The sequence below is a fragment of the Paenibacillus sp. FSL K6-2859 genome (assembly GCF_038008265.1).
Classification (GTDB): domain Bacteria; phylum Bacillota; class Bacilli; order Paenibacillales; family Paenibacillaceae; genus Paenibacillus_AQ; species Paenibacillus_AQ nitricinens.
The window spans coordinates 848631-874843 of record NZ_JBBOYU010000001.1 but is presented as its reverse complement, the minus strand read 5'-3'; the positions used below and the strand labels follow the sequence as shown (position 1 = coordinate 874843).

Annotated in this window: 20 protein-coding genes; 1 reads left to right on the top strand and 19 read right to left on the bottom strand. The window is 47.3% G+C overall.

Translation table 11 applies throughout. The features are described from left to right. Positions 1–5 precede the first annotated feature (5 nt). The 4 genes from MHB64_RS03835 to MHB64_RS03820 form a co-directional block, all read right to left on the bottom strand. Complete coding sequence (locus MHB64_RS03835; RefSeq protein ID WP_341133768.1) at positions 6–1379, bottom strand: hypothetical protein; 1374 nt, start codon at positions 1377–1379, stop codon at positions 6–8. Positions 1380–1497: 118 nt separating this feature from the next. Next, positions 1498–2094: a hypothetical protein gene (locus MHB64_RS03830; protein WP_341133767.1), complete on the bottom strand. Its 597-nt coding sequence runs from the start codon at positions 2092–2094 to the stop codon at positions 1498–1500. A 170-nt stretch (positions 2095–2264) separates the two neighbouring features. Next, positions 2265–2918, bottom strand: a complete 654-nt coding sequence (gene bshB2, locus MHB64_RS03825) for a bacillithiol biosynthesis deacetylase BshB2 (RefSeq protein ID WP_341133766.1) — start codon at positions 2916–2918, stop codon at positions 2265–2267. 23 nt (positions 2919–2941) lie between these two features. After that, positions 2942–3286 (bottom strand): YojF family protein, encoded by a 345-nt coding sequence (locus MHB64_RS03820; RefSeq protein WP_341133765.1) that lies wholly within the window; start codon positions 3284–3286, stop codon positions 2942–2944. 280 nt (positions 3287–3566) lie between these two features. On the opposite strand from MHB64_RS03820, the gene MHB64_RS03815 reads away from it, so the two are divergent. After that, positions 3567–4025, top strand: coding sequence for a hypothetical protein (locus tag MHB64_RS03815; RefSeq protein ID WP_341133764.1), 459 nt, complete (start codon positions 3567–3569; stop codon positions 4023–4025). An 81-nt stretch (positions 4026–4106) separates the two neighbouring features. On the opposite strand, the gene MHB64_RS03810 is transcribed toward MHB64_RS03815, so the two are convergent. The 15 genes from MHB64_RS03810 to MHB64_RS03740 form a co-directional block, all read right to left on the bottom strand. Beyond that, complete coding sequence (locus MHB64_RS03810) at positions 4107–5342, bottom strand: MFS transporter (protein ID WP_341133763.1); 1236 nt, start codon at positions 5340–5342, stop codon at positions 4107–4109. 102 nt (positions 5343–5444) lie between these two features. Then, a complete protein-coding gene (gene gcvPB / locus MHB64_RS03805) occupies positions 5445–7004 on the bottom strand; it encodes an aminomethyl-transferring glycine dehydrogenase subunit GcvPB (protein WP_341133762.1) in 1560 nt (519 codons plus the stop codon). Between the two features lie 23 nt (positions 7005–7027). Next, the gene (gene gcvPA / locus MHB64_RS03800) at positions 7028–8431 is read right to left on the bottom strand and encodes an aminomethyl-transferring glycine dehydrogenase subunit GcvPA (protein ID WP_341133761.1); all 1404 of its coding nucleotides are present in this window, start codon (positions 8429–8431) and stop codon (positions 7028–7030) included. A gap of 58 nt (positions 8432–8489) precedes the next feature. Further along, positions 8490–9272, bottom strand: coding sequence for an SDR family NAD(P)-dependent oxidoreductase (locus MHB64_RS03795; protein ID WP_341133760.1), 783 nt, complete (start codon positions 9270–9272; stop codon positions 8490–8492). A gap of 20 nt (positions 9273–9292) precedes the next feature. Continuing rightward, positions 9293–12388 (bottom strand): beta-galactosidase subunit alpha, encoded by a 3096-nt coding sequence (gene ebgA, locus MHB64_RS03790; RefSeq protein WP_341133759.1) that lies wholly within the window; start codon positions 12386–12388, stop codon positions 9293–9295. A gap of 31 nt (positions 12389–12419) precedes the next feature. Further along, entirely contained in the window at positions 12420–13232 is an 813-nt protein-coding gene (locus tag MHB64_RS03785) for a carbohydrate ABC transporter permease (RefSeq protein WP_341133758.1), read from the bottom strand. Further along, positions 13229–14182 (bottom strand): carbohydrate ABC transporter permease, encoded by a 954-nt coding sequence (locus tag MHB64_RS03780; RefSeq protein WP_341136046.1) that lies wholly within the window; start codon positions 14180–14182, stop codon positions 13229–13231. Before MHB64_RS03780 ends, MHB64_RS03785 begins: the two co-directional genes overlap by 4 nt. 62 nt (positions 14183–14244) lie before the next feature. Continuing rightward, on the bottom strand, positions 14245–15468 hold the full coding sequence (locus MHB64_RS03775; RefSeq protein WP_440962367.1) for an ABC transporter substrate-binding protein: 1224 nt from the start codon (positions 15466–15468) through the stop codon (positions 14245–14247). Between the two features lie 157 nt (positions 15469–15625). Beyond that, positions 15626–16846, bottom strand: a complete 1221-nt coding sequence (locus MHB64_RS03770; RefSeq protein ID WP_341133756.1) for a response regulator transcription factor — start codon at positions 16844–16846, stop codon at positions 15626–15628. Then, positions 16824–18572, bottom strand: coding sequence for a cache domain-containing sensor histidine kinase (locus MHB64_RS03765; RefSeq protein ID WP_341133755.1), 1749 nt, complete (start codon positions 18570–18572; stop codon positions 16824–16826). The genes MHB64_RS03770 and MHB64_RS03765 overlap by 23 nt, the downstream gene beginning before the upstream one ends. Positions 18573–18709: 137 nt before the next feature. Beyond that, a complete protein-coding gene (locus tag MHB64_RS03760; RefSeq protein WP_341133754.1) occupies positions 18710–20416 on the bottom strand; it encodes an amylo-alpha-1,6-glucosidase in 1707 nt (568 codons plus the stop codon). A 300-nt stretch (positions 20417–20716) separates the two neighbouring features. After that, positions 20717–22414 (bottom strand): hypothetical protein, encoded by a 1698-nt coding sequence (locus tag MHB64_RS03755; protein ID WP_341133753.1) that lies wholly within the window; start codon positions 22412–22414, stop codon positions 20717–20719. A gap of 135 nt (positions 22415–22549) precedes the next feature. Next, positions 22550–23395, bottom strand: coding sequence for a TolB family protein (locus MHB64_RS03750; protein ID WP_341133752.1), 846 nt, complete (start codon positions 23393–23395; stop codon positions 22550–22552). A 122-nt stretch (positions 23396–23517) separates the two neighbouring features. Beyond that, a complete protein-coding gene (locus MHB64_RS03745) occupies positions 23518–25098 on the bottom strand; it encodes an ROK family protein (protein ID WP_094870008.1) in 1581 nt (526 codons plus the stop codon). Next, on the bottom strand, positions 25098–26204 hold the full coding sequence (locus MHB64_RS03740) for a DUF917 domain-containing protein (RefSeq protein ID WP_341136045.1): 1107 nt from the start codon (positions 26202–26204) through the stop codon (positions 25098–25100). Before MHB64_RS03740 ends, MHB64_RS03745 begins: the two co-directional genes overlap by 1 nt. Between the last annotated feature and the right edge of the window lie 9 nt (positions 26205–26213).

Sequence of the window (26213 nt, the reverse complement as noted above, 5' to 3'; positions counted from 1 at the left end):
GGTCCTCAATACACTGGATATCCTGCCACAAACATCGCTAAATACAAAAGACTCCCCACAACAGAAACTACAGTAAGGATAGCATCCTTTGATTTTTCTTCAGTGAGCGCAACAGCAGCAAAAGCTAGTGGAAATGCAACAAGCAAATACCGCGGGGCTGACAGCAGCCAGGTAGCTCCCACTACGAACGCAAAATACACGATGAAATAAGCGGTGTATGAAGGTCGTATCTTTTTTGCACCCAAGAACATGATAATAAGTGCTGAGAATATAGCGATTAAATTGGGCAGCCATAAGCCGAGAAAAGAACGACTATCTCCACTCTTAAAGGTGCCCACAGCATATTCTATCTGATATCTTACCGTATCAAAAAAGAGATAAAACCGCTGAGACCAATGCTCTCTCTGATAAATACTGAACTGAAACGCATTTCCCGTCACATGATAATTAATAAACAGATAGGCCAGCAAGCCCATTGATATGATAGCGAGAAAACTGACGGCGCTGATGATTCTATGTATAAAGGCTTTGTTACTTAATCGCTTATAGTTGCCCATCAGATCCCGTCCAAATTCAATCGCAACCGGTACAATCAGAAGCACTCCGGGAGAACGTGTGTATGCTGCAAGTGCACCGCATAAGCACCCGATCAGCCATTCCTTTTTTCTCACAAAATATAAACACATCAACGATAGGGCTAGAAATAAAGATTCGGTCATCGGAATGAAGAAAAAGAACGCGGCAGGGAATATAAAAATATACTTCACAACTCGCATGGCATTCTTTCGATGCATGTCTAATGCTGCCAGTTCATAAGCAACCAATGCAGCGACAATCGATGAGATATTGGAAACGATGAATCCAGCGACAAGATAATTGCCTACGAATACCTGAACTACTTTAATTAAATTTGGGAGAAAAGGAAAAAACACAATATGGAACTTTGGATCTCCCTCTGTCACGTACCAGTTCTCGGCAATCCCCAGATAACTTGAAGCATCGATCCCAGAAATATGCCAAGTCTCGGCGATTTTGCTAAACAGGCCGCCTGAATAACCATTCTGTATAATCAAAAATGCATAACCGATGAGCATAAGCAGGATACGACTCGCCAATATCCATCCAATAATATAAAGCCACGCCTGTCTTCTATCCTGCTCCTTACTCTTCCAAGCCACTTCAGGTACTGGATTCGTCAAAAGAAAATCCGTCAATACAGGTATAGTGCGGAGCCCCAATAGCGCAAAAAGCCCGAAACAGACCACAGAAGCGAGGGTGCCCAGCATGGTCCAGCTCTGAGTCGAAATGGCCCAGTAAATAGCCGTCACCATCATAACAAGTATGAAGATGAAGGAAATGATTTTGTCGTGCTTTTTCATTTGATCCTCCAGTTATTTAGTCCGAACAATTGTTTAGGAAAAAAAGGATATAATTACCTATAGAAATATAATAGTCCTTGTGTATTTTTTTGTAAATCACATCTTATCTCTTCGTTCCTTACTCCCTCTCATTGCTGAAATAAAAGTTCAAAGGCAATTCATCATCACCTTGAAAACTGTTCGACATCCTATAGGTTATATACAATTTATCCTCGTCCTTGCCGTATGACCATGATTCTTCGATAGAGCCTGTTAATGGCTTTAGCGGAAGAGCCATCCTGTCAATCGTTTGGACTGATTTCTCGACTTTTTCAGCCTCTTCATCTTCCACAGGTTTGTAATGCTCCAGAAAAGCGCGCACCAGTTCTCTCGCATTTTGATAGCCGCTTTCCGATCTGGGAAAAACGGTTCCTACCCGATAACCAATGATTTTATTGGTCTTAACATCTACCACAATCTGCTGTATAAATTCCTTTTGATTCACGGATAAGATATCATCCTGCATAATTGTACCCAAGGTTGTATCGTATTCACCCACAGTATCCGCAATTTGCAAAGCAGCAAGCCCTTCTTCACGCGGCTGCATGAACACAGCCCGATGCTCTTCCACATGTGTGAAAAGCTCTGCATACTTGGGTCTTTCCTTACTGCATGCAGTGAATACCAGCAAAAGAATGACTATTCCACAAAGGAGATTGAAATATGATTTTTTCAAACGAATACACCTCCTGGCCTAACGAAACCGGTTTGGTTAATCGACCTCCTAAACCTTACCATATATTCGAAAAAGACACAGCTATTCATGCCTTATATTAGAAAAATAAAGCATGCCCACAGCAGTGGGTCCCAAAGAAAAAGCCCGAGCGTTTATGCCCGGACTTAATATCATTCAAATGGATAGATCCAGAAATGCTCTGTTCCAAAACGATCTTGGATTTCTTTATCCTCTAGCGTTTTGCTGCCTAACAGTTCAGCGGCTTGGAATTGGGATTTATGCGCCTGAATGGACGCCATCTTTTGCTTCAGGAAATCTTTCACATCAATGGTGACCTGAGGCTTTCCAATCTCTTCAATATTATTGGCAAAAGCTATGCAGTGCACAGGTGGTCTTTCTGCCTTAGGCAGTCTTCCAACGGTTCGAGCCACCGCAGCTCCGGTCGCATCATGATCAGGATGAACGCTGTACCCCGGATAGAATGTAAGGATCAGTGAGGGATTAAGCTCCTTCAGAAGCGCATCAATGTGGCTATCTAGCAGCGCTTGATCCTCAAATTCAATCGTCTTATCGTGGAAACCAAGCATTCTCAAATCCTGTATTCCAATCGCTCGGCAGGATTCTTCCAGCTCCTTCTTACGTATCTGTGGGAGGGTTACCCGGTTTGCAAATGGCGGAACGCCCATATTCCGGCCCATCTCTCCAAGTGTCAGACAAGCGTAGGTGACTTGGGTGCCATTTTGCACATGCTTAGCAAGCGTTCCAGAGATACCGAAGGCTTCGTCATCCGGATGCGGTAATATAACTAGAATATGTCTTTCCACTGAACTCCTCATCTCCTCTACCATTAGAACGGCTCCCGGCTTAATTGTAAAGATACGACCAGTTTGCCTTGACTGTCATGCCCGGCCAGAATCAATCTTTCTGTCTCACTCTCTTCATAGTGAGTTAATCCTTCCGAGTACACCCAGCCCTGTGACATTTTTAAGCCGACCCGATAAGGTCCATTGCCGGAAATCGAACCATGGGAATATCGGATCACAGCATTAGTAATGAAAGTAGCCGCCGGATGTTTAGAACTATCGAAATGGGCAGCGTATGCTCCCGTTGTCATCTCAAGATGGATATACAGATCCTGATCTTTAAGCAGGTCGATCCTCTCTTGTATTTCGGATTGATTGATTAGCTGCAATGTCGCGCCTCCATATCTGAATGAATATATTCATACGAAAAATAAGATCCATACCTTATAAAGGACGGATCTGTTAAATGATAAGCGGGTCCGTATTTCTCATCAAAGTATAACTTGCAAAGCTATGTAATTCAATGGATACTCCTGATAAGGGGCCCTACGTCTTCACTAATAGAGCAGTATAGGAACTTGATCAAGCATCGAGATCTCAATATATGGTAAAATTAATGAGGATAATAACTGTATAGAATTTGAATTACAGGAGAAAGGATGGAGCGACTTGGGATTTCATCAAACATCTTTTTCAATCAAATATCCAAACGTAATGAAAACATTAATTGCAATGTGTTTTTTTGAAGTTTCCTTGATAATTACTATGTATAATAGTACTAGCCGCACATCTGAATTTCTATTCTTCTTTCCAAGAATATGGTTCATCTTTATCTTCATTATTATCATATTTGTACTTTATCGATGGATTAGTTCTAAGAGTATTACAATTGGCGACAATTATATTGTTTCTTTAAATAAGAAAAGATACGATGCGGATGAAATAAGCTCAGTATTTATCGATGGTGAACGAATTGGATTTAAGACTGTTGATAAAAAGTTAGTTCCAATACAGCTGTACTTTACTTTTAAAAAAGAGAATACGGTTAATGGCATGAACGAAATTAAGGAGTGGGCACAAAGAAACAACAAGCCCATAAGATATAAATTCTTCTTTGGATGGATTTAAGCAAAGGGGCGTCCTATATCCATTTTATATGGGTTTTAGACAGCCCCTTATATATTTATGCATGCTGCTGTTCAGATTAAATTATTCTTTCAGCCTTTTATCCAGAATTGGGCGTATGAACCAGATGTAATAAACTAGACAGAGTAGCAATACTACAGATGTCAGAAAAAAGGGGATTTCATAATCCTGTCCAATCAAAATCCATCCGGTAAGCAGAGCGGCGCCGGATGATCCGAGGCTCCGAAACACGGATCTCATCCCTGCGTAGAGATTCCTCTCCCGCTCCTTAAAGGCAGACATCAACTGACTGTCCAGCAGATTAGACAGCATCGTAAGCCCTCCCCCGCGAACCAGAAACACAATTGTGAACATCCAGACCGGCATAGCCCAGGATAAAGAGGCGAACACGAGTATGTTAACCAAAAAGACAGATACGATGGCCACATTGTGGCCAAAACGCTCTAATACATAAGGCGTCATTAAAGAAGCTGCAAACAAAACAGCTCCGCTTACCGCCAGCAGAATTGACACTTTATCATCCATCCAGTTCAGTCTATACTTCACAATTACATTAAGAAATGACCCCGTGATGGCTATCGCTCCTCCGAGCAGGGCCATGAATACCGAGAACAGCCAGAGTGTGCCGGAAGGCAGCTTCTTCCTCAAGCTAGAAACTTCACGGTTCACTTCCAGAACTTCAGACGTTCTAACCGTTTCGTTTTCCCTCCCCTCAGAGGGAAGCCAGAGTCCTCTAATCATACTGTGAACAACGAAAACCAGTGCAGCAAGCAGCAGCGTAAGCCCATATCCTTCCCCGCTATCAGCCAAATTCGGCAGATATCCGGCAGCCAGGGTTCCTGCCCCTGTAAATGCCGTAAACACGGCAAACATCAGGGAGAAGGCACTTGCTTCTTCCTTGCGCGAGGCACAATAGTGGAATAGCAACTGTACCTCAGTCGTCTCTACAAGAGTAAGCCCGATCGAGACCAAAGCTTGAGCCAAATAGAATATACTGGAACGATTACCTATCGCATAGAGTGCACTCCCTGCTGCTATAAACAGGATGCCAGATACCAGCAGCTTTTTACGTCCTATACGGTTTGCTGATATGGATACAGGAATAGCCAATGCCCCCATGATCAGTATGCCTATGGACATGAGCAGTCCGATTTCATCCTCCTTCATTCCTTTGGACAATAAATGTAAATTAAGAACTAGCGAATACATACCGATGCCGATGCCATACATAGCTTCGGTCATAAGAAACCGGCGGACGCCGACGGACAGACGCAGCAAGTCCCTCATATACCCAGACATAACCATAACCCCTTTCCATGGTGATACAGTCAAACAGGAAGGGCTCCGAACGGAGCCCTTCTGCTTTCCAATGTATTATTAATAAATGTGTGGGGCCAAACCCTATACAGGCTCTGTCTTCTTAAGATAAGCCCGCCACGTGATACACCATTCTGCAGGATCATCTAGAGAAGATTCCACATTCCGGTGAACGGTGCTGCTGTGCGGAGCTAACTTAACGATATGCGGCTGCGTGTAAGCTTCATTCGAAATATGGGCCAGCGTCTCGATATATTCATCAAGATCTTCCTTCGAATAAGATTCGGTTGGCTCCAGCGTAAATGGCTGCGGAACGATGTACGGATGATGGGACGTCCAATAGTGCAGGCCGAAATCACACATCCGACGGGTGATATCTTCTGTCGTTACCCCAGTCTCATCCGTAAGCTGTTTCCAACTGTACCTTACCTGTTCAAGACGCTGACCTTTCATGTAAGGCGCGCTGGCTCCGCGGATTTGCAGAATTTTGTGATACAAGTAATTATTATTCAGGACAGCGATTTGAGCCACATTCTTAAGACCGTCTGGGCCCAGGCTCATAATCCAGGCGTAGGAGCGTAGCACAGTCTGGGCCACGCCGTGGAAGCTGCGGACTTTACCGATACTGTCATCGCTTTGCTCTGCAAGGACATAATGGCTGCCGTCCCAGTCAACAAGCGGCCCCGGCAGGAAACGCTTAAGAGCATCGATTACCCCAAGAGCGCCTGTAGCCGGTCCCCCACACATATGAGGCGCGGCAAAGGTCTTATGCAGGTTGAAGAAACACATGTCAAACCCGGCTTCCTTGGCCCGGGTGATGCCGAGCAGTCCATTTGCGTTTGCCTGATCGTAGAAGCAGATTCCGCCTGCTTCATGAACCACGTCCGTGAACTCACGGATACGATGGTTGTAAATGCCGGTGTCTTCCGGATTGGCCACGACGAAACCTGCTGTGCGTTCGGAGACAGCATTCTTCAGCTTCTCAAGATCAGGAAATCCGTCTTCATCCGGATGCAGTGTAATAACCTTATATCCCTTAACCGCTGCGGTTGCCGCTTGAGATGGATGTGAGAAGATGGTCGTAATGATCTCATCCCGCTGATCTCCCTCGCCACGTGAATCGTGATATGCACGGACAATAGAAGCCATAGCCAAGAGGGCTTGAGTGCCACTGCTTGGCTGAAACGAGAAGGCGTTCATCCCTGATATTTCACGCATCGCTAGGTCCAGCTTATAGTAGATTTCCAGGATACCCTGAACCGATCCGGCATCCTGCAGAGGATGCAGCTCCATCAGATTAGGGGTACGTATAAGCATTTCATTGATCCGGGGGATATATTTCATCGTACAAGTCCCCTGTCCGATCTCTACGTTAAAATCGGAACCCAAAGTCTCTTGGGAGAGTCTTAAATAATGCCTAAGAACTTTGGCCTGACCAATCTCAGGCAGTGCTGGTGCTTCTTTTCGCCGCATGACTGATGGAATTCGGGCGGAGCCTTGGCCGACAACTTCGGCAATTCCAGCCTCGGTGTATGGTGGGATCACTCCGCGCTCCCCTGACCGATGAAGCTCAAAGATCACCGGTTCATCCCATTTGGCCTGGTGAAAGCGGCGCACCTTGTGGTCTCTACGAATCCGTTTCATGACTTTCCTCCTCCTCTTCTATGCTACTGATTCTTGTAGACAATGCGCCCTATAGCTAACGCAAGCCGGTTCAGATCTGCCTGCATATGAATTTCAGTTACACAGTAAAGGGCACATTGTCCCCACTGAGGATAAGCGGATGACAGATCTTTTCCTCCAAAAATCCCTTCTTCCAAAAGGCGCTTGTTAATCTCAGCAACAGATATGCCGGTCTCGTTAAAATCTAAGACAAATTCTTTGAAAAAAGCTGTATCTTTAAACCGTAAAGAGACACCAGGAATGGCACACAGCTTATCCGCCGCATATTGGGATTTCTGCATAATGGTCTCCCCTATTTCCTGCATACCCACTGGTCCAAGCAAGGAGAGATAAACTCCGGCGGTAATCCCCCATAGTGCTGTCTGTGTTCCCACTGACTCCTTCCCCTTCTCCCGGAGGGCAAAGGATGTACGCTCATAGGCCACATCGCCAAAGCCGTATTCCCCTTCCACTTCTGTGGGAACAATACCGAACAGGCGGGACGGATATTCCATCACATATTTCTCTTCATCCCGAGTAGCAATGAATCCGGCTTGACCCCCGCCATAGTTCATGTGCATGCCCAACGGTTGCAGATCCCCACAAACAATATCAGCGCCGTAACGACTTGGAGGTTCCATTACACCAAGAGAGATCGGATCAACGCCCACAATAGAGATTGCGTTCACCTCGTGCACAAGTGCAGATATTTCAGCGCCTTGATCCTCAATAACGCCGAGGTACCCCGGATTCTCGAAGTAGAATGCCGCCGTTCCTTCCTCAAGCTTGCTCTGCAGATCATCCAGATCTATCTTTCCTGTCACTGGATCAATCTCCACGTACCGAATTTCCATTACAGGTGTACAGTAATTGCTAATGATCTTGGCTTTATCCGGATCGACAGATCTGGAGAGCAGCGCAATGCTGCGACCTGTAATTCGGCCTGCCATGCGGATAGCCGTGGAGGCCGCTTGTGCCCAGTCGAAGGTAGGAACGTTAACTACATCCATATCGACGAGCTCAGCCATCAGACTCTGATACTCGAACAAAGCCTGAAATCGACCGTGGTCTTCGTAAGGCTCTCCGGCATAAGCCGTCACGAACTCCGATCGTTGGTTAATTTCGTCGCATACTGCCGGAACGAAATGCTGCCAGCATCCAGCTCCGAGGAAGTTGATATAATCAGCGCCATGCTTGTTCTTCGCAAGCAGAGCCTCAATATGCCGGCGAAGCTCATATTCATGCATAGCCGGAGGAAGATTCATCTCCCGCTTGAGTTTTAGACTGTCCGGAATCGCATCATGAAGCTGGTCGATGGAGCTCAAGCCGATTTCCTTCAGCATCGCCTCCTGGACTTCCGGTACTGTGTTCGGAATATAGGGATGGGCATACGTTCTGTGTTCAGACATGCTTAACGCCTCCGTCCTTAAAAGGTTGTTTAAATGAAATGATTCGTTTCTTTAGTTGTTAGGCAATACCTCCGCCATCCACAACAAGTACACTTCCAGTGACCCAAGAAGACAGATCGCTGGCTAAGAACAATACCGCATTCGCGATATCACGTGGTGTGCCCAACCGCTCCAATGGTCGGCCCCCCGCCGAGGCCACCAGGAAGGCAGCTTCGTCCTGATGAAGCTGCTTGGCTTCATCACGCAGAAGCGGCGTATCCGTGTCACCCGGGGACACGCAGTTCACGCGAATGTTCGCAGGGCCGTGGTCAATGGCCATCGCCCGGGTGAGGTTGACCACACCCGCCTTGGCCGCGCAGTAGGAAGCGGCACGGTCCCCGCCTTTAAGGCCCCAGCCGGAGCCGGTATTAATGATGCTGCCTCCACCTCCGCGCTCCATCACGGGTATCATATATTTGGAGAGTAGATAGACTCCCTTAAGCGATACATCCATCACCAAATCCCAGTCAGCTTCCTCAAGCTCGACAACCGTCTTGCGACGGATAATCCCCGCATTGTTGAATAGAATATCAACTTTTCCGTGTGCGTTATCAATCTCTGTAGCTACACGCTTGCAATCCTCCGAAGAGGAGACATCGCAGCGGTGGAAGCTGGCGATCCCTCCCCGCCCTTTCATCTCCTGAACAGCCTGCTCCCCTTGCCTTACATTGATGTCCAGCACAACCACATGTGCTCCAAAATCTGCAAGTAACCCAGCCGTCGCAAGACCAATACCTGATGCTCCTCCGGTAACAACAGCAATCTTTCCGCTTAAATTGAGTACATCCTGTGTATGGAGCATGCTGCCTCCTCCTCTCATTGCTATAGTTGTGGTGACCCAAGCAGTATTTGTCTAGCAAGCCACTCCGGCGATGTATCTTCTAATAAAAATGGAGTGAGTTCTATACGGAATGTAAAAGCTCCCGATGTTACCTTATGATCCGGCATCTGAGCAGGCCCACAACTGTTGCTGCCCAGCCCATTCTGCCGGTAATCCAGATTTAGCGTGACGAAGTCGCGCGGAACAAGCGCACTTGCATGTTTTGCCTCTTCAAGATCCTTGTCTGTATAGCGGCGCGCGCTGAATTCAAGCGTTGGATTCCCCGCGGCAAGCAGCCCAAGCCCTGATGCATCTGTGATGGATATCCATCTGACATCCGTCCGGTTACCATTCTCCTGTGGATATATATATGGAGTGAATAGTCCATCGACCGAAGCTGTATACACACCAACACGACATGCCTCTTTGCTGTCCGAATAATTCTCACCAGGTCCCCGGCCATACCATTTCACCCGATCCAGATCACCTGGAATCTCCATCTGGAGCCCAATCTTTGGAAGCATCTCTGGCGGTTTGCCTTCAGGTGTGCCCTGTACATCCATAGTGATCTGCCCTGTGCCGGTTACGGTATAGGTGGTTACACAGCGGAACCCCCAATCAAAAACGGGTGGAGCAATCCTTGAGCTTACAGCGATGCGAAGGGTTCCTTCATCAAGCCGGGTCCAACTCACCTCATCAACACGTTCCGTTAGCCGATCGAGGTGTGCTTTGCGCCAGTCCGGCAGCACATACATATCATTGTCGATCGGCGCACGCCAGAAATTCAGCCGCGGTCCGGCCTTCATCAGTGCCTTGCCATTCAGATGAAGCGAATGGATTCGCCCGCTCCGCGTGTCCAAAACCATACGGAAGTCATCATTTGCGAGAATGATCTGCCCAGCAGCTTCCGTGCAATGAAGATGCTGCCTGATCAGCTCACTCTCAACTTTATGCTCCACCTCATCCTTCATTAGAAACTGGGCCCAAGCTACTTCATGCCCCTGCTCTGCCCAAGGGCAGTCCGCCGCGATGGAGAAACGGATGTTCAGCCACCGTTCCGCATCCGCACTGCGATGAAGAACATCAAGACTATGGTCGTATGGAATCTCCATTTCTGCCTGTCCGCCCGCTTCAATCTCTGGCAGTGCAAGTGCCCCGCTCTGAACGGTTTGCCCATCCATGGTGATGCTCCAGTCAGCATGAAGGTGATCTAGTGTTAGGAAATCATAGCAATTAATCACATTTACTATATTCCTGCTTATATGCTCGACCCGCACCGGCTCGATAATTTTCTTGTATTCAAGTAGGCCCGGTGATGGCGTCCGGTCCGGCCGGACCAGACCGTCTATGACGAAGTTGCTGTTATTTGGCACATCACCGAAGTCCCCGCCATAAGCGTAATCAGCCTTCCCGTCTGCTGTCTTCCAACTCAACCCATGATCAATCCATTCCCACACAAAACCGCCCTGAAGTCTGTCGTACTTCTCAAAAATATCAAAATAAGGTCTTAATCCACCCGGTCCGTTGCCCATGGCATGCGCGAATTCACACAGAATGTGCGGTTTAGGATGGTCAGTCAACTGACCGAAGCCTTCCATTTTCTCAACAGAGGAGTACATCGTGCTTACCACATCACAGACTTCAGCTTCGCGGTCTTCTTCGTAATGAATAAGCCGTGTCGGATCAGCTTCTCTGCACCACTGTGCCATCGCCCGGAAATTGCAGCCGAAGCCGGACTCATTCCCCAGCGACCAAAAGATCACGGAAGGATGATTCTTATCGCGCTCGACCATCCGCTGCATGCGCTCCACATAGGCTCCCTGCCAAGAGGGATCATCGCTGAGTCTGGAAATGTTGCCAAGTAGTTCGAATCCATGTGTCTCCAGATCGGTCTCTTCCATAACATATAAACCGTACTCATCACACAGATCATAGAACCGGGGATCATTCGGATAGTGGGCGGTTCTTACGGCGTTGATATTGTATTGCTTCATCATCTTGATATCCTGCATCATGGTGGATACGGTAACTGTGCGGCCGGTATCAGGATGATGATCATGACGATTGACCCCTTTGAGTTGAATCGCCTTTCCGTTCACCAAGAACTGTCCACCACACACCTCAACTGTGCGGAATCCAACCCGCTGGGCCACCACCTCTACCGTTTCCTCACTTTCATTCCGCAAAGTAATCAGTAGATGATATAAATGTGGCGATTCCGCACTCCATAGCTCCGGTTGGCCTACCGGCATAACAAGCTGCACATTTCTTCCTACAGTAGCCTCAGTCTCAGCCAGGGTAACAGATTCACCAGTCCGTTTAAGCAGCTCAAGGTGCAGACGGCCCTGTGCCGTGGCTTCCCCTTGTATGTTCACTTGAACGGACAAGATCCCATCACGGTAAGATTCATCCAGTTCCGTTACAATCCGATAATCAGCAATGCGAAGCGAAGACGGCTCGGCGAGCAGGTACACATCTCTAAAAATCCCGCTCATCCACCACATATCCTGATCTTCCAGATAACTGCCGTCCGACCATTGGTACACTCTAACGGCTAAGGTATTGCGTCCGGCCTTCACATAAGGAGTGAGATCGAATTCTGAGGTGAGGCGACTGCCCTGACTATAGCCGACCGATTTACCGTTCACCCAAATATGAAACGCACTATCCACCCCGTCGAACTTAATGGCGACATTCCGCCCATTCCAGAATTCGGGCAACATGAACTCTCTTACATAACTGCCTGTCGGATTCTCATCAGGTACATGTGGGGGATCTGCCGGGAACGGATAATATAAATCCGTATAATGCGGAGTTCCATAACCTTGTAGCTGCCAGTGCCCTGGTACCTGAATCTCATCCCAGCCGGAAGTATCATACTCTTCCTCATAGAAGTCGTCTGGTGCCCACTTTGGACCTTTTGCATAGTTGAACTTCCATATGCCATTCAGGGATTTGAACCAGGGTGAGCTTCCCCTGTTGTAAGTTAGTGCCTCTGACGAGTCAGAATAGGGGATGAAGTAGGTCCGGCTTTGGGCCCGACCCCGCTGAAGGATGCCAAGATCATCCCAATCCCTCCCGATCATTTGCTGTGTCATGGTTCATTTCTCCTCTCTTTTCTCTAGCCAACTAACCTTTAATGCCTGTAGTCGCAATGCCTCCAACAATGTAGCGCTGCGCGAAGAAGAAGATCGTCAGCGGCGGGATCGAGATCAGACAAGTAATCGCCATAATGGACTGCATATCCACACCGTACATCCCTTTGAACTGTGAGAGTCCTAGGGTCAATGTGTATTTCGTCTGGTCATTAAGGAAAATAAGCGGACCGAGATAATCATTCCAACATCCCATAATCTGAAACACAGCGATTAAGATCAGCGAAGGTTTCATCAGCGGAACAATAATCCGCGTCAATACGGTCAGCTTGTTGGCTCCGTCGATTGTAGCTGCTTCGTCCAGCTCACGAGGAAGCGTAAGAATGAACTGCCGCAGCAGGAAAATGAAATAAGCGGACCCAAAGAAGGATGGTACAATTAGGGGTTTTAGCGTATTAATCCATCCTAGACCGTTGAACAACATATACTGTGGGATCATGGTAACCTCCCACGGAATCATCATCGTTGCCAGCACAACCAGGAACAGAAAGTCTCTGCCCTTGAACTGGAATCTCGCGAATCCATAAGCAACGAGCGTGCATGAAATCAGTTGGCCTAGTGTCGACAGGATGGTGATCAGCAGTGTGTTTTTCAGAAATATATTGAAGGGCTGAATGTTCCACGCCTCTGCAAAATTGCTGAACTTCCACACGGATGGAATCCATTTAGGTGGAAAAAGATACAGCTCGGACTGTGACTTCAGCGCAGTCGTAACCGCCCAGAACAACGGGGCCACAAACAACAGTGAGAAAAAAAGCAGCAGCACGTATACGAGTATTTTCTTCACAATGAACGTCTCCTTCCTTGAGCCTTCTGCTTCTTCTGAGGATTCTTCTTCATTTCACCTTCGTAGAACACCCAGGCTTCCGAGGACTTGAACACAATGAAGGTCAAGCTGAGCACAATCAGGAACATAAACCAAGCGTTAGCTGCCGAATATCCCATTTTGAAATACTTGAACGCATTCTCATACATGTACATGGCGTAGAAATAAGTTGCTCTCATTGGACCGCCTCCGGTCAGCAATAACGCCAGGGTCAGCTGCTGGAAGGCTGCAATGATGGAAGTAATTAGGTTGAATAAGATCGTCGGTGTGATCATTGGAATGGTCACACTGCAGAATTGTCTGATCTTGCCTGCTCCATCAATGGAAGCGGATTCATAAAGGTCTTTTGGAATCCCTTTGAGGCCAGCCAGAAAGATCAGCATCATCGAGCCTTGTCCCCAGAGACTTGCGACCACCATCGCTACTAATGACCACTGCTTATCGTTGAGCCAATCCGGACCCTGAATGCCGATAAGGGACAGGAAGTAATTCAGAATCCCATAATCGCCGCTGTACACCCAAGACCAGATCATAGCCAGAGCGACACCGGATATAACCGAGGGAATATAAAAGGCGGTCCGGAAGATGGCACTGCCCCGAGTCTTCTGATTCAAGAGAATCGCAAGCCCAAGCGCCACAATGATGTTCAATGGAACAAACAATGCCGCAAATTTGAGGGTAACCCCGAGTGAGGTCCAGAACAGCGGGTCATCGGTAAACATATCCGCATAATTGCCAAACCCGATAAAATGTACTTCGCCAACAATCGGCCAATCAAAAAAAGAGATGATAAGGGAAAACAACAATGGCCCCAAGGTAAACACGAGGAATCCGAAGATCCATGGAAAAATGAAGAGGTAGGGAATTGCCCTACCCCATTTACGTTTTCGTGTCGGCTTGAGCTCGGCCATAGGCTCCCCTGCTTGATGCAGAAAGGTCTGAGCCATCTCTTAACCTTCTTTCTGTAAATGTGTTATTTCAAATAACGTTCACTGTCTTTAACAGCCTGATTGAGCACTTCCTGGGCATTGCTGCCATGCATAACCGCTTCTACCGCCGCCGAGAGCTGGCGGTTTACTTCATTCCATTTCGGATTGAGCAGGAACGCCGGTGTGTTGCTGGAACGCTCCAGCATCGTGTAATAAGGTTTATAGAGCGGGTCCTGATCTTTCTTCAGCTCATTAACGACACTGACCCTTACAGGCAGATCAGCCACACGCATCTTGATCGATTCATTGGACACATAGAATTTCACGAATTCCCAAGCCAGATCTTTCTGCTTCGAATCCTTGGCGATCGACAAGGCGGATTCTGCAAGCACTCCTTTGACTGGTTTGCCAGGAAAGGCTGGGATTTCGACCGTACCTACATCTATGCCTGCCGTCTTAAACGATTCCAGCGGCCAGATACCGCTCTCCCACATCGCGATCTTACCGGCTTTAAAAATATCGTCTCCACTCTGCTGGCCTTTACCTCCGGTCAGCACAGCCGAACCGTTCTTAACCATATCGCCGAGCATCTGGATGGACTCCGCTGTCTCTTTGCTGTTCATAAATCCTTCAATCGTTTTCCCATCATCTGAGATGAAAGAGCTTCCGTTGCTCCATACGAAGCTCTGCAGGTCATACGTATCGTTCTCTGCACGAACCCCGAATCCGTATTGCTTCTTCGACTTATCACTAAGCTTGGCCGCGATGTCCTGGAACTCTTTCCATGTCCATCCATCCTTTGGATAAGGTAGCTTTGCCTCATCGAACAACTTCTTGTTGTAATAGACCACACGAGTGGTGAACCCTGCCGGAATACCATAAAGCTTGCCGTCAATTTTTCCATAATTGAATAATCCCGGATAGAAATCTTCAATGTTTAATTCTTCATCTTTGCTCGAATAACTGTCCAGTGGTTCCAGAGATTGATGATAGGTTGGAAAATCCCACATATACATCACATCCGGCGGATTAGTCGCCCCGAATCCAGCGGCAAGCTTCTGATCAAAACCGTCTGCATACGCCTCTACCTGAACCTTCGTGCCCGGATGGGCTGCTTCGAATTTCTTGGCGATGTCTTGCTCAATCTTGAGCGCATCTCCGGTATCCCATGTCGCAAAGCGAAGCGTCTTCGTCTCCCCTGAGCCTGCGGTACCTGTGGATGTTGAGCTCTCATTCTTCCCCCCGCAAGCCGTGATCATAGTTGCCATTAATGTTGTGGCAAGTACTATAAGAGAAATTTTCTTTTTCACTGTAGCAGCCTCCCCTTTGAATGAGGTTATAATAATTGAACCGCTTTCATCTTAACTTTTATGAAAGCGGTTCAAAACGGATATCTATTCGAATGTTTGTGTACTTTTGTTCGATTTACAGGCTGGGGTGTTCATCTGTTCGAATCACGTCGTCTTTTTGTTGTATCCGGTAATGACTAGGCGTCTGCCCCGTACAACGCTTGAACCATTTGCTGAAGTATTTGCTGTCTCCCAGCCCTGTTCGCTCCGCAATGTCCTGCATTGTCAACTGCGTATCCCGCAGCAACTCCTTGGCCAGCTTAAGCTTCCGTTTATATTGGAAAGCCACAAAGCTGTCGCCGAGTGTCTTCTTAAATAGGATCGAGAAATGGCTTCGGCTAAGCCCCACCTGGCCCGCCAAATCACTAACCGACCAGTCCGCTCCAGGGTTCTCGTACAGTAGCTTCACGGCCTTCCAGATCGGTTCAGGCCAGTCCTGGGACGAAATTCCATGCAGCTTCTCCACTTCCGCTTCCTTGTGAAGCGCCATGAAGGCTTTGCTTAGGTCTTCAGCGTCGTGCAACGGTCCTCTCTTGGCCCAATTCAGCTTATCGGATTGGCTTTTCAACTGAACGAGCAGACTGCCCGCAGTCTCCAACTCGTTACCAGGTACAATCCAGTAGCACAGGTTCTCACCATAAGGGATGATAACAGAAGCACTGTGGGGTACCCGGCTATTCCCATCCTCATGAACCTTAACGAGATCCAGATAGGTATGATCGCATCCACAGGTTTTGACCAAATAAATATACAAGGATTCCCTATTCAGCGGCAGCTTTTCCCCAATGAGCTTATCCATTTCGTCAATAAATTTGCTGTTATACCCACTCTGCCAGGCAAACAAGAGAGAGCCCAGCCGTTCTCCATAGATTTCGCTTGTTTCAGGATCCACTGCGGGAGCAGGGGATGTCAGTTCTCTCTGGAACTTCTCCAGCATTCCTTCCAATTCTTCATCTTCAAAGGCTGTCTTAAGCAGATATCCTGAAGCACCAAGCTTAATTCCCTGCTGGGCGAATTCGAAGTCACGGTGACAGCTCAGCAGAATAATCCGGGTGTCCTTATCCACTTCTTTAACTCTGCGTAACAGTTCAATCCCATTCATCTCTGGCATGACGATATCGGTAATCACGATTTGGGGCAGATGAATCTGGTAGGCCTCCCAGGCCTTAAGGCCGTTCGGCGCATCTGCCACCACTTCCATCCCATATTTATGCCAAGGTATTGTGGAGCGAAGCCCTTTGCGCACGATACTCTCATCATCTGCAATTAACACTTTAATGGTCTTGGTTGTCTCCATGCGGACTCTCCTCCTTCTTAGGCCACCGAATTACGATAGTAGTGCCTTCACCTTTCGTGGATTGAACCGTTAAGCCATACTGTGGTCCGAAATGAAGCTTGAACTTCTGGTTGGCGTTCTGAACGCCGAGTCCCCCGCGTCCCTGCGGTTTACTTTCCGGCTTTGCAAGCCTAAGTGCCCTCAGGTTCTCTTCCGTAATCCCTGCACCGTCATCAGACAAGGTTAACAACAGATGCTCGCCTTCCTCCCGTACACTTAACGAAATATTCCCCTTCCCGTCTTCAAAACCATGAAAAAAGATATTCTCAAAGAGCGGCTGAAGGGTCATACGGGGAATCAGATACGACTTAAGGTCATCGTCGCAAGTCTGTTCATAGCGGAACGTGGCTCCATAACGAATCTCCTGGATTTTCAGAAAATGCTCAATCATACGGAGTTCACGGCCCAGAAGGATCAACTCCTGGGAAATATCCAGATTTCCTTCAAGCACCATCGTCAGATGATAGAGCATTTGGCGGATATCCTCCGCCCCTTGAAGCCTTGCCTTCCACTGGATAGAATTCAGTGTATTGAAAAGCAAATGAGGATTAATTTGGTAGTGGAATGCCTTCAGCTCGGCCTCCTTCTTTAGCCGCTCACTCTGCTCCACTTCCTGGACAAGAGATTGAATTCCCCCCACCATACGATTGAAGCTGGTATCCAAGCTCCCGAGTTCATCTTTGCCTTCCACCAGGGTCCTCGTATGCAGCTTGCCAAAGCTGACCTTCTGCATCGAGTCTTTCAGCCTGCGAATGCGAGCTGTGAATTTTGATGAGAATATATAAGCTAGCCCAAAGGCAAGGAGACAAGAAACAATGGCTACAAGTACTGTATTATAACGGATCAGGCTTGAGGAAAAATAGAAGGCTTTGGATGGCAGCCTCGCTTCAATCTTCCATCCATTGGCTGCCAGTGTCCTATTCCACACCACATCTTTGTCGTTCGGGGTGAACGGTGATTCTGACTGATAAATGGGCTGTCCCTCTGTATCAGTTATCGTCAAATGTGCTTTGGTATCCTCCTCAAACATATGGAACATATCCAGAAGAACCTGCGCATCCTCTTCAATTAAGATCGTGCTTCCATGCTGGGATCCCGCCGGATTATTAATCCGTACGGCGAGCCCCAGTATAGGTTCCCCGGTATTCGAATCTCCCATGTCATGATTCATAGGATAGAATCCCAGCCAATAGGGACCTTTAGATGAATAAGTAATGGCCCGCCAGGCGGGAATATCGTTAAGCTTACTGACATCCAGATTATTCTCTCCATAGTAATAACCAGAGCGGGTAATTAAATAAATCCCTCTTGTCAGATCCGCCTTAAGTGATTTAAGAAGTGCCTCGAAGTCATCTTTATCCATAATCTCCTGATACGTAGTCGGTACATGATCACCTAACCCCGCCCGCGCAGGATCAAGGAGATACGAATAGATCGCTCCTGTCGTCTGATTCATCCGGTTCAAAGCAGAACTGATCTGCTGATCAAGCTGTGCCACGGTGTTCTCCCCGTATTTCCCGAATTGGGAGTTGATAACTTTGGCTGATTGATAATAGTTCAGGGCTCCCAGCGACAACAGTGGAATAATAGTGACAATAAGAAAGCAAAAGAGCAGCTTGGTCCTGATGCTGAAATAAGAGCGAATAGAGAAGCGATGATATAACTTCTGAAAGAAATGACTCCACATGACTCCTCATCCCCGCCTTATATTTCATTTTTATAGTTGAAGTGTAGCATGGACTGGCACACTCGGGAATATCTCGAAAAATGGGAAAGCACTTCCCCTCACGCCGGTCTTGACCAGAAGGAAGTGCCCGTATATTTTTAGGTTGTATACTCATGCCCCAGTATTAAGAAGACACTTGAGGTCCAAGTGAATGCCCTGTCACGAAGGCCTTGACCCGTCAAGGCATCGAAATTCTCGGCCATGCCGCTCTTGTTCAGCATATTGCAGAATCGGCGGGCTACCTCATTTGCCAGTTCGATATCCCCCGCTGCGGCCACCCCCTCTACGAGCAGCATGGTGGAAGGCGCCCAGATTGGGCCTCGCCAATAGCCATCCGGGGTGTAGTAAGGGCTCTTCACGCTCTCAGTAGCCCAGCCGTTCGGCGTCAGGAAGCGGCTCTCATCCCTTAAGCCATCCAGCAGTGCGCGCAGGATGGGCTCCGGCAGCCGCTTGCCGAGCAGAACGGGCACGAAGAGCAGCAGGCTGTCGCCGTCGGATGCTTCGTGAGTTCCAGAACGGCAAGCGGTGAACCTTCCATCCTTCCAGAAATGACGCAGCATTTTCTCCAGGGTCTCCTCGCCCAATCGTCTCCATGCGGTGCTTTCGTCGGTAAGCCCCAGAAGCCCGGCAATTTCGGCAAGCAGTTCAATCTGCAAGATCAAGAATGCTGCCAGATCCGGACTCTCCACCGGAATCCCGTTATTAAAGGCAGTACTGTTGTCCCAACCCGAATCGTTTCCATGATTGTACTGTGGTATACCGTCCATGTCGTTATCCCGGTATCGGAACCACCAGTTCGTCCACTTGCTCAAGGGGCCATACACTTCACGAAGATGGGATTCCTTAATATAATCCGTCCGCTGCATCATCCAGGCCAGCGTCCAGCCATGAATAGGCGGCTTGTTGCAGTTCCAAAGCTCATACTTGTCATTGATAAAATCTGGAATCAGGCCGCTCTCTTCCTGACGGTCGAAGAAGATCATGAACTGGTCCCACGCCAGCTCTGGATGATGCATAACTAGAGCCATCGCATTGAAGCAGTGATCCCAGCTCCAAATATTCGTCATCCAGTTCTTCGACATATACATGGCTGGCCGGGTCAAACATCCTTCCGCGGGAACGAGACAGGACCAGGTAATATAAGCTGCCAGTTCACGGCCGTCCTGCCATTGTTCGGGAACGGTCAAGCTAGCATCCAGCCACTGGTCATATTCCTGTTGCACCTCTAGTACTGCTTCCTCCCATGGTGTCCAGGCATCACGCCGTTCCCATACCGTGCGGAATTCTTCCACCGCGAACTCGGCAATTTTCGTACTTGCTTCAGGGATGAATTCCGCCACAATGCGGGAGCTCTTGATTTTATCCCAAGGCACCTCCATCCGAAGCGCCCCGGTTAACCGGGTGAGCATGAACCGGCATTCATGGGTGAAGCTGTTTACTTCAAAGCTGCCTGCGCTGTGTTCATAAGCATAATCGTAGGCTGAGGTACGGAAGGTGAGGCGAATGCCACATCCTCTGCTCTTGAAACGGACCGTACGGCCATCTGTAATACAGATCTCCGCATAGATATTATCGATATCCGTATTCAAATGAAGCAGTGCAGGCTCTGCCTTAGCCTCGTACGGAATATACTGATTACTCTCATCCAGCAGTTCAATTTGAAAAGCTTCACCAAATTTATCATCCCCACCACGTACAGTCCGTAAGTAAAGTCCCTCCGCCCTGACATCCGATTCAGGTAGTTCAGAAATTGCCAGAAAGGTGCCTCTTCGGCTGAAGGGTACCGTGTTAAGATTAAAGTTCATATCGTTGGACTCCTTTCTAAAGGAAGTATGCGCTTTCAGTTTATCCAAGGCGTTAGAATTACGAAACAGACAGGTGTTAGCGATGGGGAGTCATATTGTTGGAGTGAGAAGTCTGAGGCGTACACGGGTGTCTTTTTGTTAGATGATCAGGGTACAAATGTTAGCGCGTCTTTGTAAACGAGCATAGCGAAAGGGAAACAGCATATGAGTTTGGTAGAAAAAAAGGTTATCCGGAATACCTCATGTTGGCATTAACGGGATAACCTTTTACTGATAATTCAATTCAATCGCTCGTGTATGCTAATTTAATGGGATCGAATAAAACAGTCGGGATCCTTTGTTGTTGGTATACCAGACAATTTTGCCACCGCTAACAATAGGGCTGCTTTCTGATAGTACAAAGTTCTTAATCGTTTGGATACCGCCAGTGGTTGCACCCTCTCCATTTATTAGAACATATTTCAGGTCCCCCGGATGATTTTCCTTATCAAATTCCTGCCACAGCACCATCAGCTTGTCGTCGGTTATTTTCACCAATTTAGGGATGGAAGCGATCTGGTTTGTACCTACATACTTAGCCAAGGTGATGTGGTTCACTGACGTGCTAGATAGATTGGCTTTTGGCAATACACTAAGAACGATATCTCTCTGGTCCTTCTCCAGTCCCACCATCTCATAAGACGTATATTCTTTGACAAGCGAATGGTCAATCGTATTCATAGCGACAATATAGTTCGCCGAAGACATCTCAAACCCGCCTATAGAAACACCGGTGGTGTTCGCTCCGATTTTGCCGGGGATATTAAACAGGTTCACTTCGTTATAGCGGGTTCCGTCCCCTTTATTCAGGACAATCGAACGGGGATAGGCATCCCCATGATCCACTAGAACATGAGTAGCACCATCAAACAATACATATTGATCAAAAGAGTGGCTGACATGATTCTTCTGGAATCTTCCGAGATCATTCGTCACGATCATAGTTTGGGTATTCACGATAATGGTCAGCTGGGATTGATGATTTAGTTTATCTTCTGTCGTGTATCTTGTACGTGAAGTGTGGAATACAAGCGTATCACCAGCCTCGGCCATACTTCCAGAGCCAGAATCAAAAGGGCTAACCGTATAACTCTCGCCACCCTTAATGGAGACACTATCTACTCTATTAAAGCTTTTATCATAACGGACAATACGAATCACTTCTTTGCTATCATTCTCTTCGCGATTCTCTTGTCCAAAAGCAATATAGTTATACTTCTCCCCACTATAGAAACCACCAAATATCGGAAGCTCAAAAGGGATACTCTTATTTCCAGTTAGTTCAAACTTCTCATTATATGATTCAATCCTAACTTCCTTATTCGCCTCAAGGATACATACAGTCCCATCATTATTATTCACGAGATAGGAAGTGGCTGTACTTTTCCATCTGGGAAAATAAGAAGATACAGCGTTACTTTCGGCTTCCACCGTCGTCTTCACTCGGTAAGCATGATCTGGAACTTTTGAGAACAAGGATATTCGATCAGACTGAACGTCATATTCGATCTCGAATGGAATCTTCCCCGCCAAATCTCGTAACTGAACATAGTTATTCTCGTCAATATTGTACGCCGTAATCGACTGTAGCTGCCCATTCACTAGCACCTTAGAGGTCGACAGCGTAGCTGAATAATTTCTATTGCGACTATAATAGCTGCTGCTAGTTTTCTTTTCGGGAGTATAGGCTTGCCCCGTTATAATCTCTATCGCATTGTTTGCTTTATTCCAAGTGATATCAAATTGACTGGCTGTTCCGGAGAAATACTCCGCTACATCGCGCAGCCGGAAATAATTGTTGTTCGAGATATTGAACCCATTCAGATCCCTTTGTTCTCCGTCAAAATATGTCCTGCTCTCGGTTACCTTAGCCTTCACCGTGCTGCTCGCAAAGGTTGTAGTGCCAAGCACTGGTATAACCAGTAATGCAATTAGCAAAACACTAAAAATCCTCTTCATCCAACTATTCCCCCATTTATGTATAAATAAAAATTTTATAATTTTTATCGGTATTTTTGCAATATGACCTTAATAAAAAAAGAATGGGGTCAGCGCCCCACTCCTCGATTTCAAACACTTCTATTCTTATCTTGGCTATTCCTCAACCACATAACTTACAAATGCTAATCGCTTACTATCCGGTGACCACGAATTCACGTTAATCGTACCCTGTCCTCCATACAGTTGTACCAGTGTGCGATACTCTCCTCCCGTGCTTGCCATTAATCGAATCTCAACATCCTTATTCGCAGGGTGATCACCAGGATCTACATCTCCTTTGCGGTAACTAAGGTATGCAATCGTCTGTCCATCTGGCGATACATGCGGGAACCAGTTATTACTCTCGTCAAAAGTCATCTGCATCTGCTCACTGCCATCGGCATTCATACGCCACACCTGCATCAGCCCTGTACGCACCGAATTGAACCAAATATGCTGTCCATCTGGTGAATATTCAGGTCCATCATCCAGACCTGGATCATCCGTCAATTGCACCTCTTCTCCACCGTCTACTGGAATGGTATAAATATCATACTGACCATTGCGCTCAGCACAATAAGCCAAATCAGCACCATTTGGAGACCAGCCATGTAAATAGCTTGGAGCCTTTGGTGTAATTAGAATCGGCTCGCCACCTTCTATAGGAAGGATATATATACGCGATTTACCATCCTCTTTCGTATGATGACTAATGGCGATCTTAGTGTTGTCAAACGATACCACATGATCGTTATTACATTCCGTAGCAAAACTCGAATCCATGTGAACGCTCTCACCGGTCGCGATGTCAAACGAATAAAGACAACCCTGACTATTATAAATAAGACGCTTGCCATCGTTCGTCCAATTGGGTGCTTCGATTAAGTAATCGAATGAGCTAAGTATGGTTCGTTCCCCTGTCTGTACTTCCACGATTTCTAATGTGCTAATCACTTTCATTATCCTCTCTCCTATCATTAAAATATGTATATAACCCACTTCGACAGCTATTCTAAATACCCTTTCTTAAAAAAAATCTGCCTCGAAGAGTGTTCACTCCTCAAGGCAGATCCAACTTCCGCTTATAAACGTCCAGCCGCTTTCACTTTTACAAGCAATGCATTGCCTGGCAAGTATGCAATCGGAATATCCTCAGACAGCACGATCTGTACAGTCTCACGAGCTGCACCAGCAAGAACGGCTTGTTCAATCGCATGGTTGCGAGCATCTTCCTTAGCTTCATCATAAGACATTTCATCCAGCGAATAGATTCGCTCGGTCTCTCCGCTAACTTCACCTAGTGCTGCGCCAATCGCATTCGCTGCATCATAGTGATCCGGTCTTACTATCCGCGCTACACCCTCAAGCTGATCGGCTACAAGAATGCTTCCGCCGCCGACCAAAATAACGTCAACAGGGTCCGAGCTAGTCTTCATCCGATCAATCGCATCCTCAATATCTTGGGTAATGATCTCATCGGCTCTGCGGCAGATTGATTCACTAAGCTTCTCAGTCAGCGCATCTTTCCATTCGTATCTTCCAAGCTTAACCGCCACATCGGTTGCTGTGAGCGTATCTCCACCAAAGATCAGGCCACGCTTCAATAGCTCGTACCCCACGCTATCGGGACCCACTGTTACCTGATCCTTCGCTTCATCGAAGCGAACGATTGTCCCGCCGCCGATCCCGATCGATAAGATATCCGGCATGCGGAAGTTCGTGCGAATCCCGCCAATCTCAACCGCAGCGGAGGATTGACGCGGGAAGCCTTGCATGAGAACGCCGATATCCGTTGTTGTACCCCCGATATCCACCACAAGCGCATCATTCAGACCTGACAAGTGTGCCGCGCCCCGAATGGAATTCGTCGGACCGCAAGCAATCGTCAGAATCGGGTAACGAAGCGCGTATTCACTATACATCAGTGTTCCATCGTTCTGACAGATGTATAGGCTCGCGTCAATTCCATAAGTGTGAAGCGCCTCTTCGAAGCCTTTGACTACTCCCGCAATGACGTTAAGTAAAGCACCATTTAACAAGGAGGCATTCTCACGCTCAAGCAATCCAATGCTTCCAATTTCATGAGACAGTGTCACAGGCATATCTTCACCGAGTACTTGCTTCGCAAGCTCTTGAACACGTTTTTCCTGTGAAGTATTCACTGGAGAGAACACACCACAGATTGCAACCGCTTCGACCTCACCCTTCATCTTCAAAAAGCAGTCAATAACCTCAGCTTCATCCATCTCAACAATCGTACGACCATCATATTCATAACCACCGTAAACAACATAAGCATGTGGGCAGACCATTGCTTTCAGCGTATCGTCCCAATCCGCAAGTGGAGGAACAGCAGTTGTTGCCGGTGCACCGATACGAATCAAGCCTACTTTCCCTAAGTGCTTGCGTTCTACAATAGCATTCGTACAGTGCGTAGTTCCGAGCATCGCATAACGAATCTGCGCCGGATTGACGTTACTCTCTTCAAGTAAACGGCCAATCGATTCACTGATGCCCTCATTCACATCACGTGTGGTATGTACCTTTATCGTGTGAATAGTCTTTAATTTGGAATCGAGCAAGGCAGCATCTGTATTGGTCCCGCCGACATCAATCCCAATGCGGTAAATTTCATCCTTGTTATTAATATTCGTCTGAGACATTACTCTGCTCCCCCTTTCTCTGCTGCCAATTTTTCAATTGGAACATAAGATGCATCATAACCAAAATACTGTGGCCCTACCGTCTCAAGACCCTTTTGCGAACGCCATTTCGGATCACAAGGGAAACCGACCACAGTCACCCTGGCACCGTATTTCAAATTTTCAGTTGTAACCGGCATGCCTGTATCCTGATCAAGCACCGAAATCAAATCAGGGGTAACCGCTACTGAGCTTCCATCCTCTGTAGCCAGAAGGAACTCATTCTGGAAGAACAAACTCATCGTACTTCCTTTTTTAGCATCCGTACCTTCGAAGATCGCTTCACCACGTGTGAATCCGCCTTCTGTCCGGCGACGAATATCTACAGCTTTGCCCTGGAACAATTCATACCCATTCAACTGCTTCAATAGCTCTTCGATTGGATTCTTTTTCATTTCCTTAGCTTCGAATAATGTTTTTCCAATTTCATAAGCAAGCGTTAGGGTATATGGAATTGCACTTTGTTTCACCTGTGCTCCAGACAATGGATAATCACAGATCGAGGCTGATCCACCCATTTGAATCGTCACGGCGCGCGCCATCCGCTCTTCCCAGACGCCGTCGATCGCATGCATTAGCACACCATTGCCGCGTTCATCCGCCATCGTAATCGGACTGCAGTCTATACCGTCCAAGTAGAACGTCACCATTTGCGATTCAGGAAAAGCACGTCCCATGGCATCCGCATCCACGATAGGAATGTTGCGTTCCGCCGCCGTGATTACAGGAATCAGAGAGTTGCCGCCGCCAACCTCAATGGGCATAATGGCATTCACTTTGCGTCCAAGCTCTTTTTCAATCATATCCAAAGGTTTGATCATTTGCAGAATCGAAGGTATCTTCTCATTCATAACCGTGGGTGCACCAATCATGGATATTGGAACAACCAAAGCGTCGTCCTCCAGATCCTCTGGACTGATCACACGAACAGGACCATGTTTACGAATGGCTTCCTTCGCCATTAATTTACCAATATGCGGGTCACCGCCCCCACCTGTTCCAAGAACGGCTGCACCTACAGCGATATATTGTATTGCTTGCTCATTTAATTCTGTTAGTTTGTTCATTCTCATGAT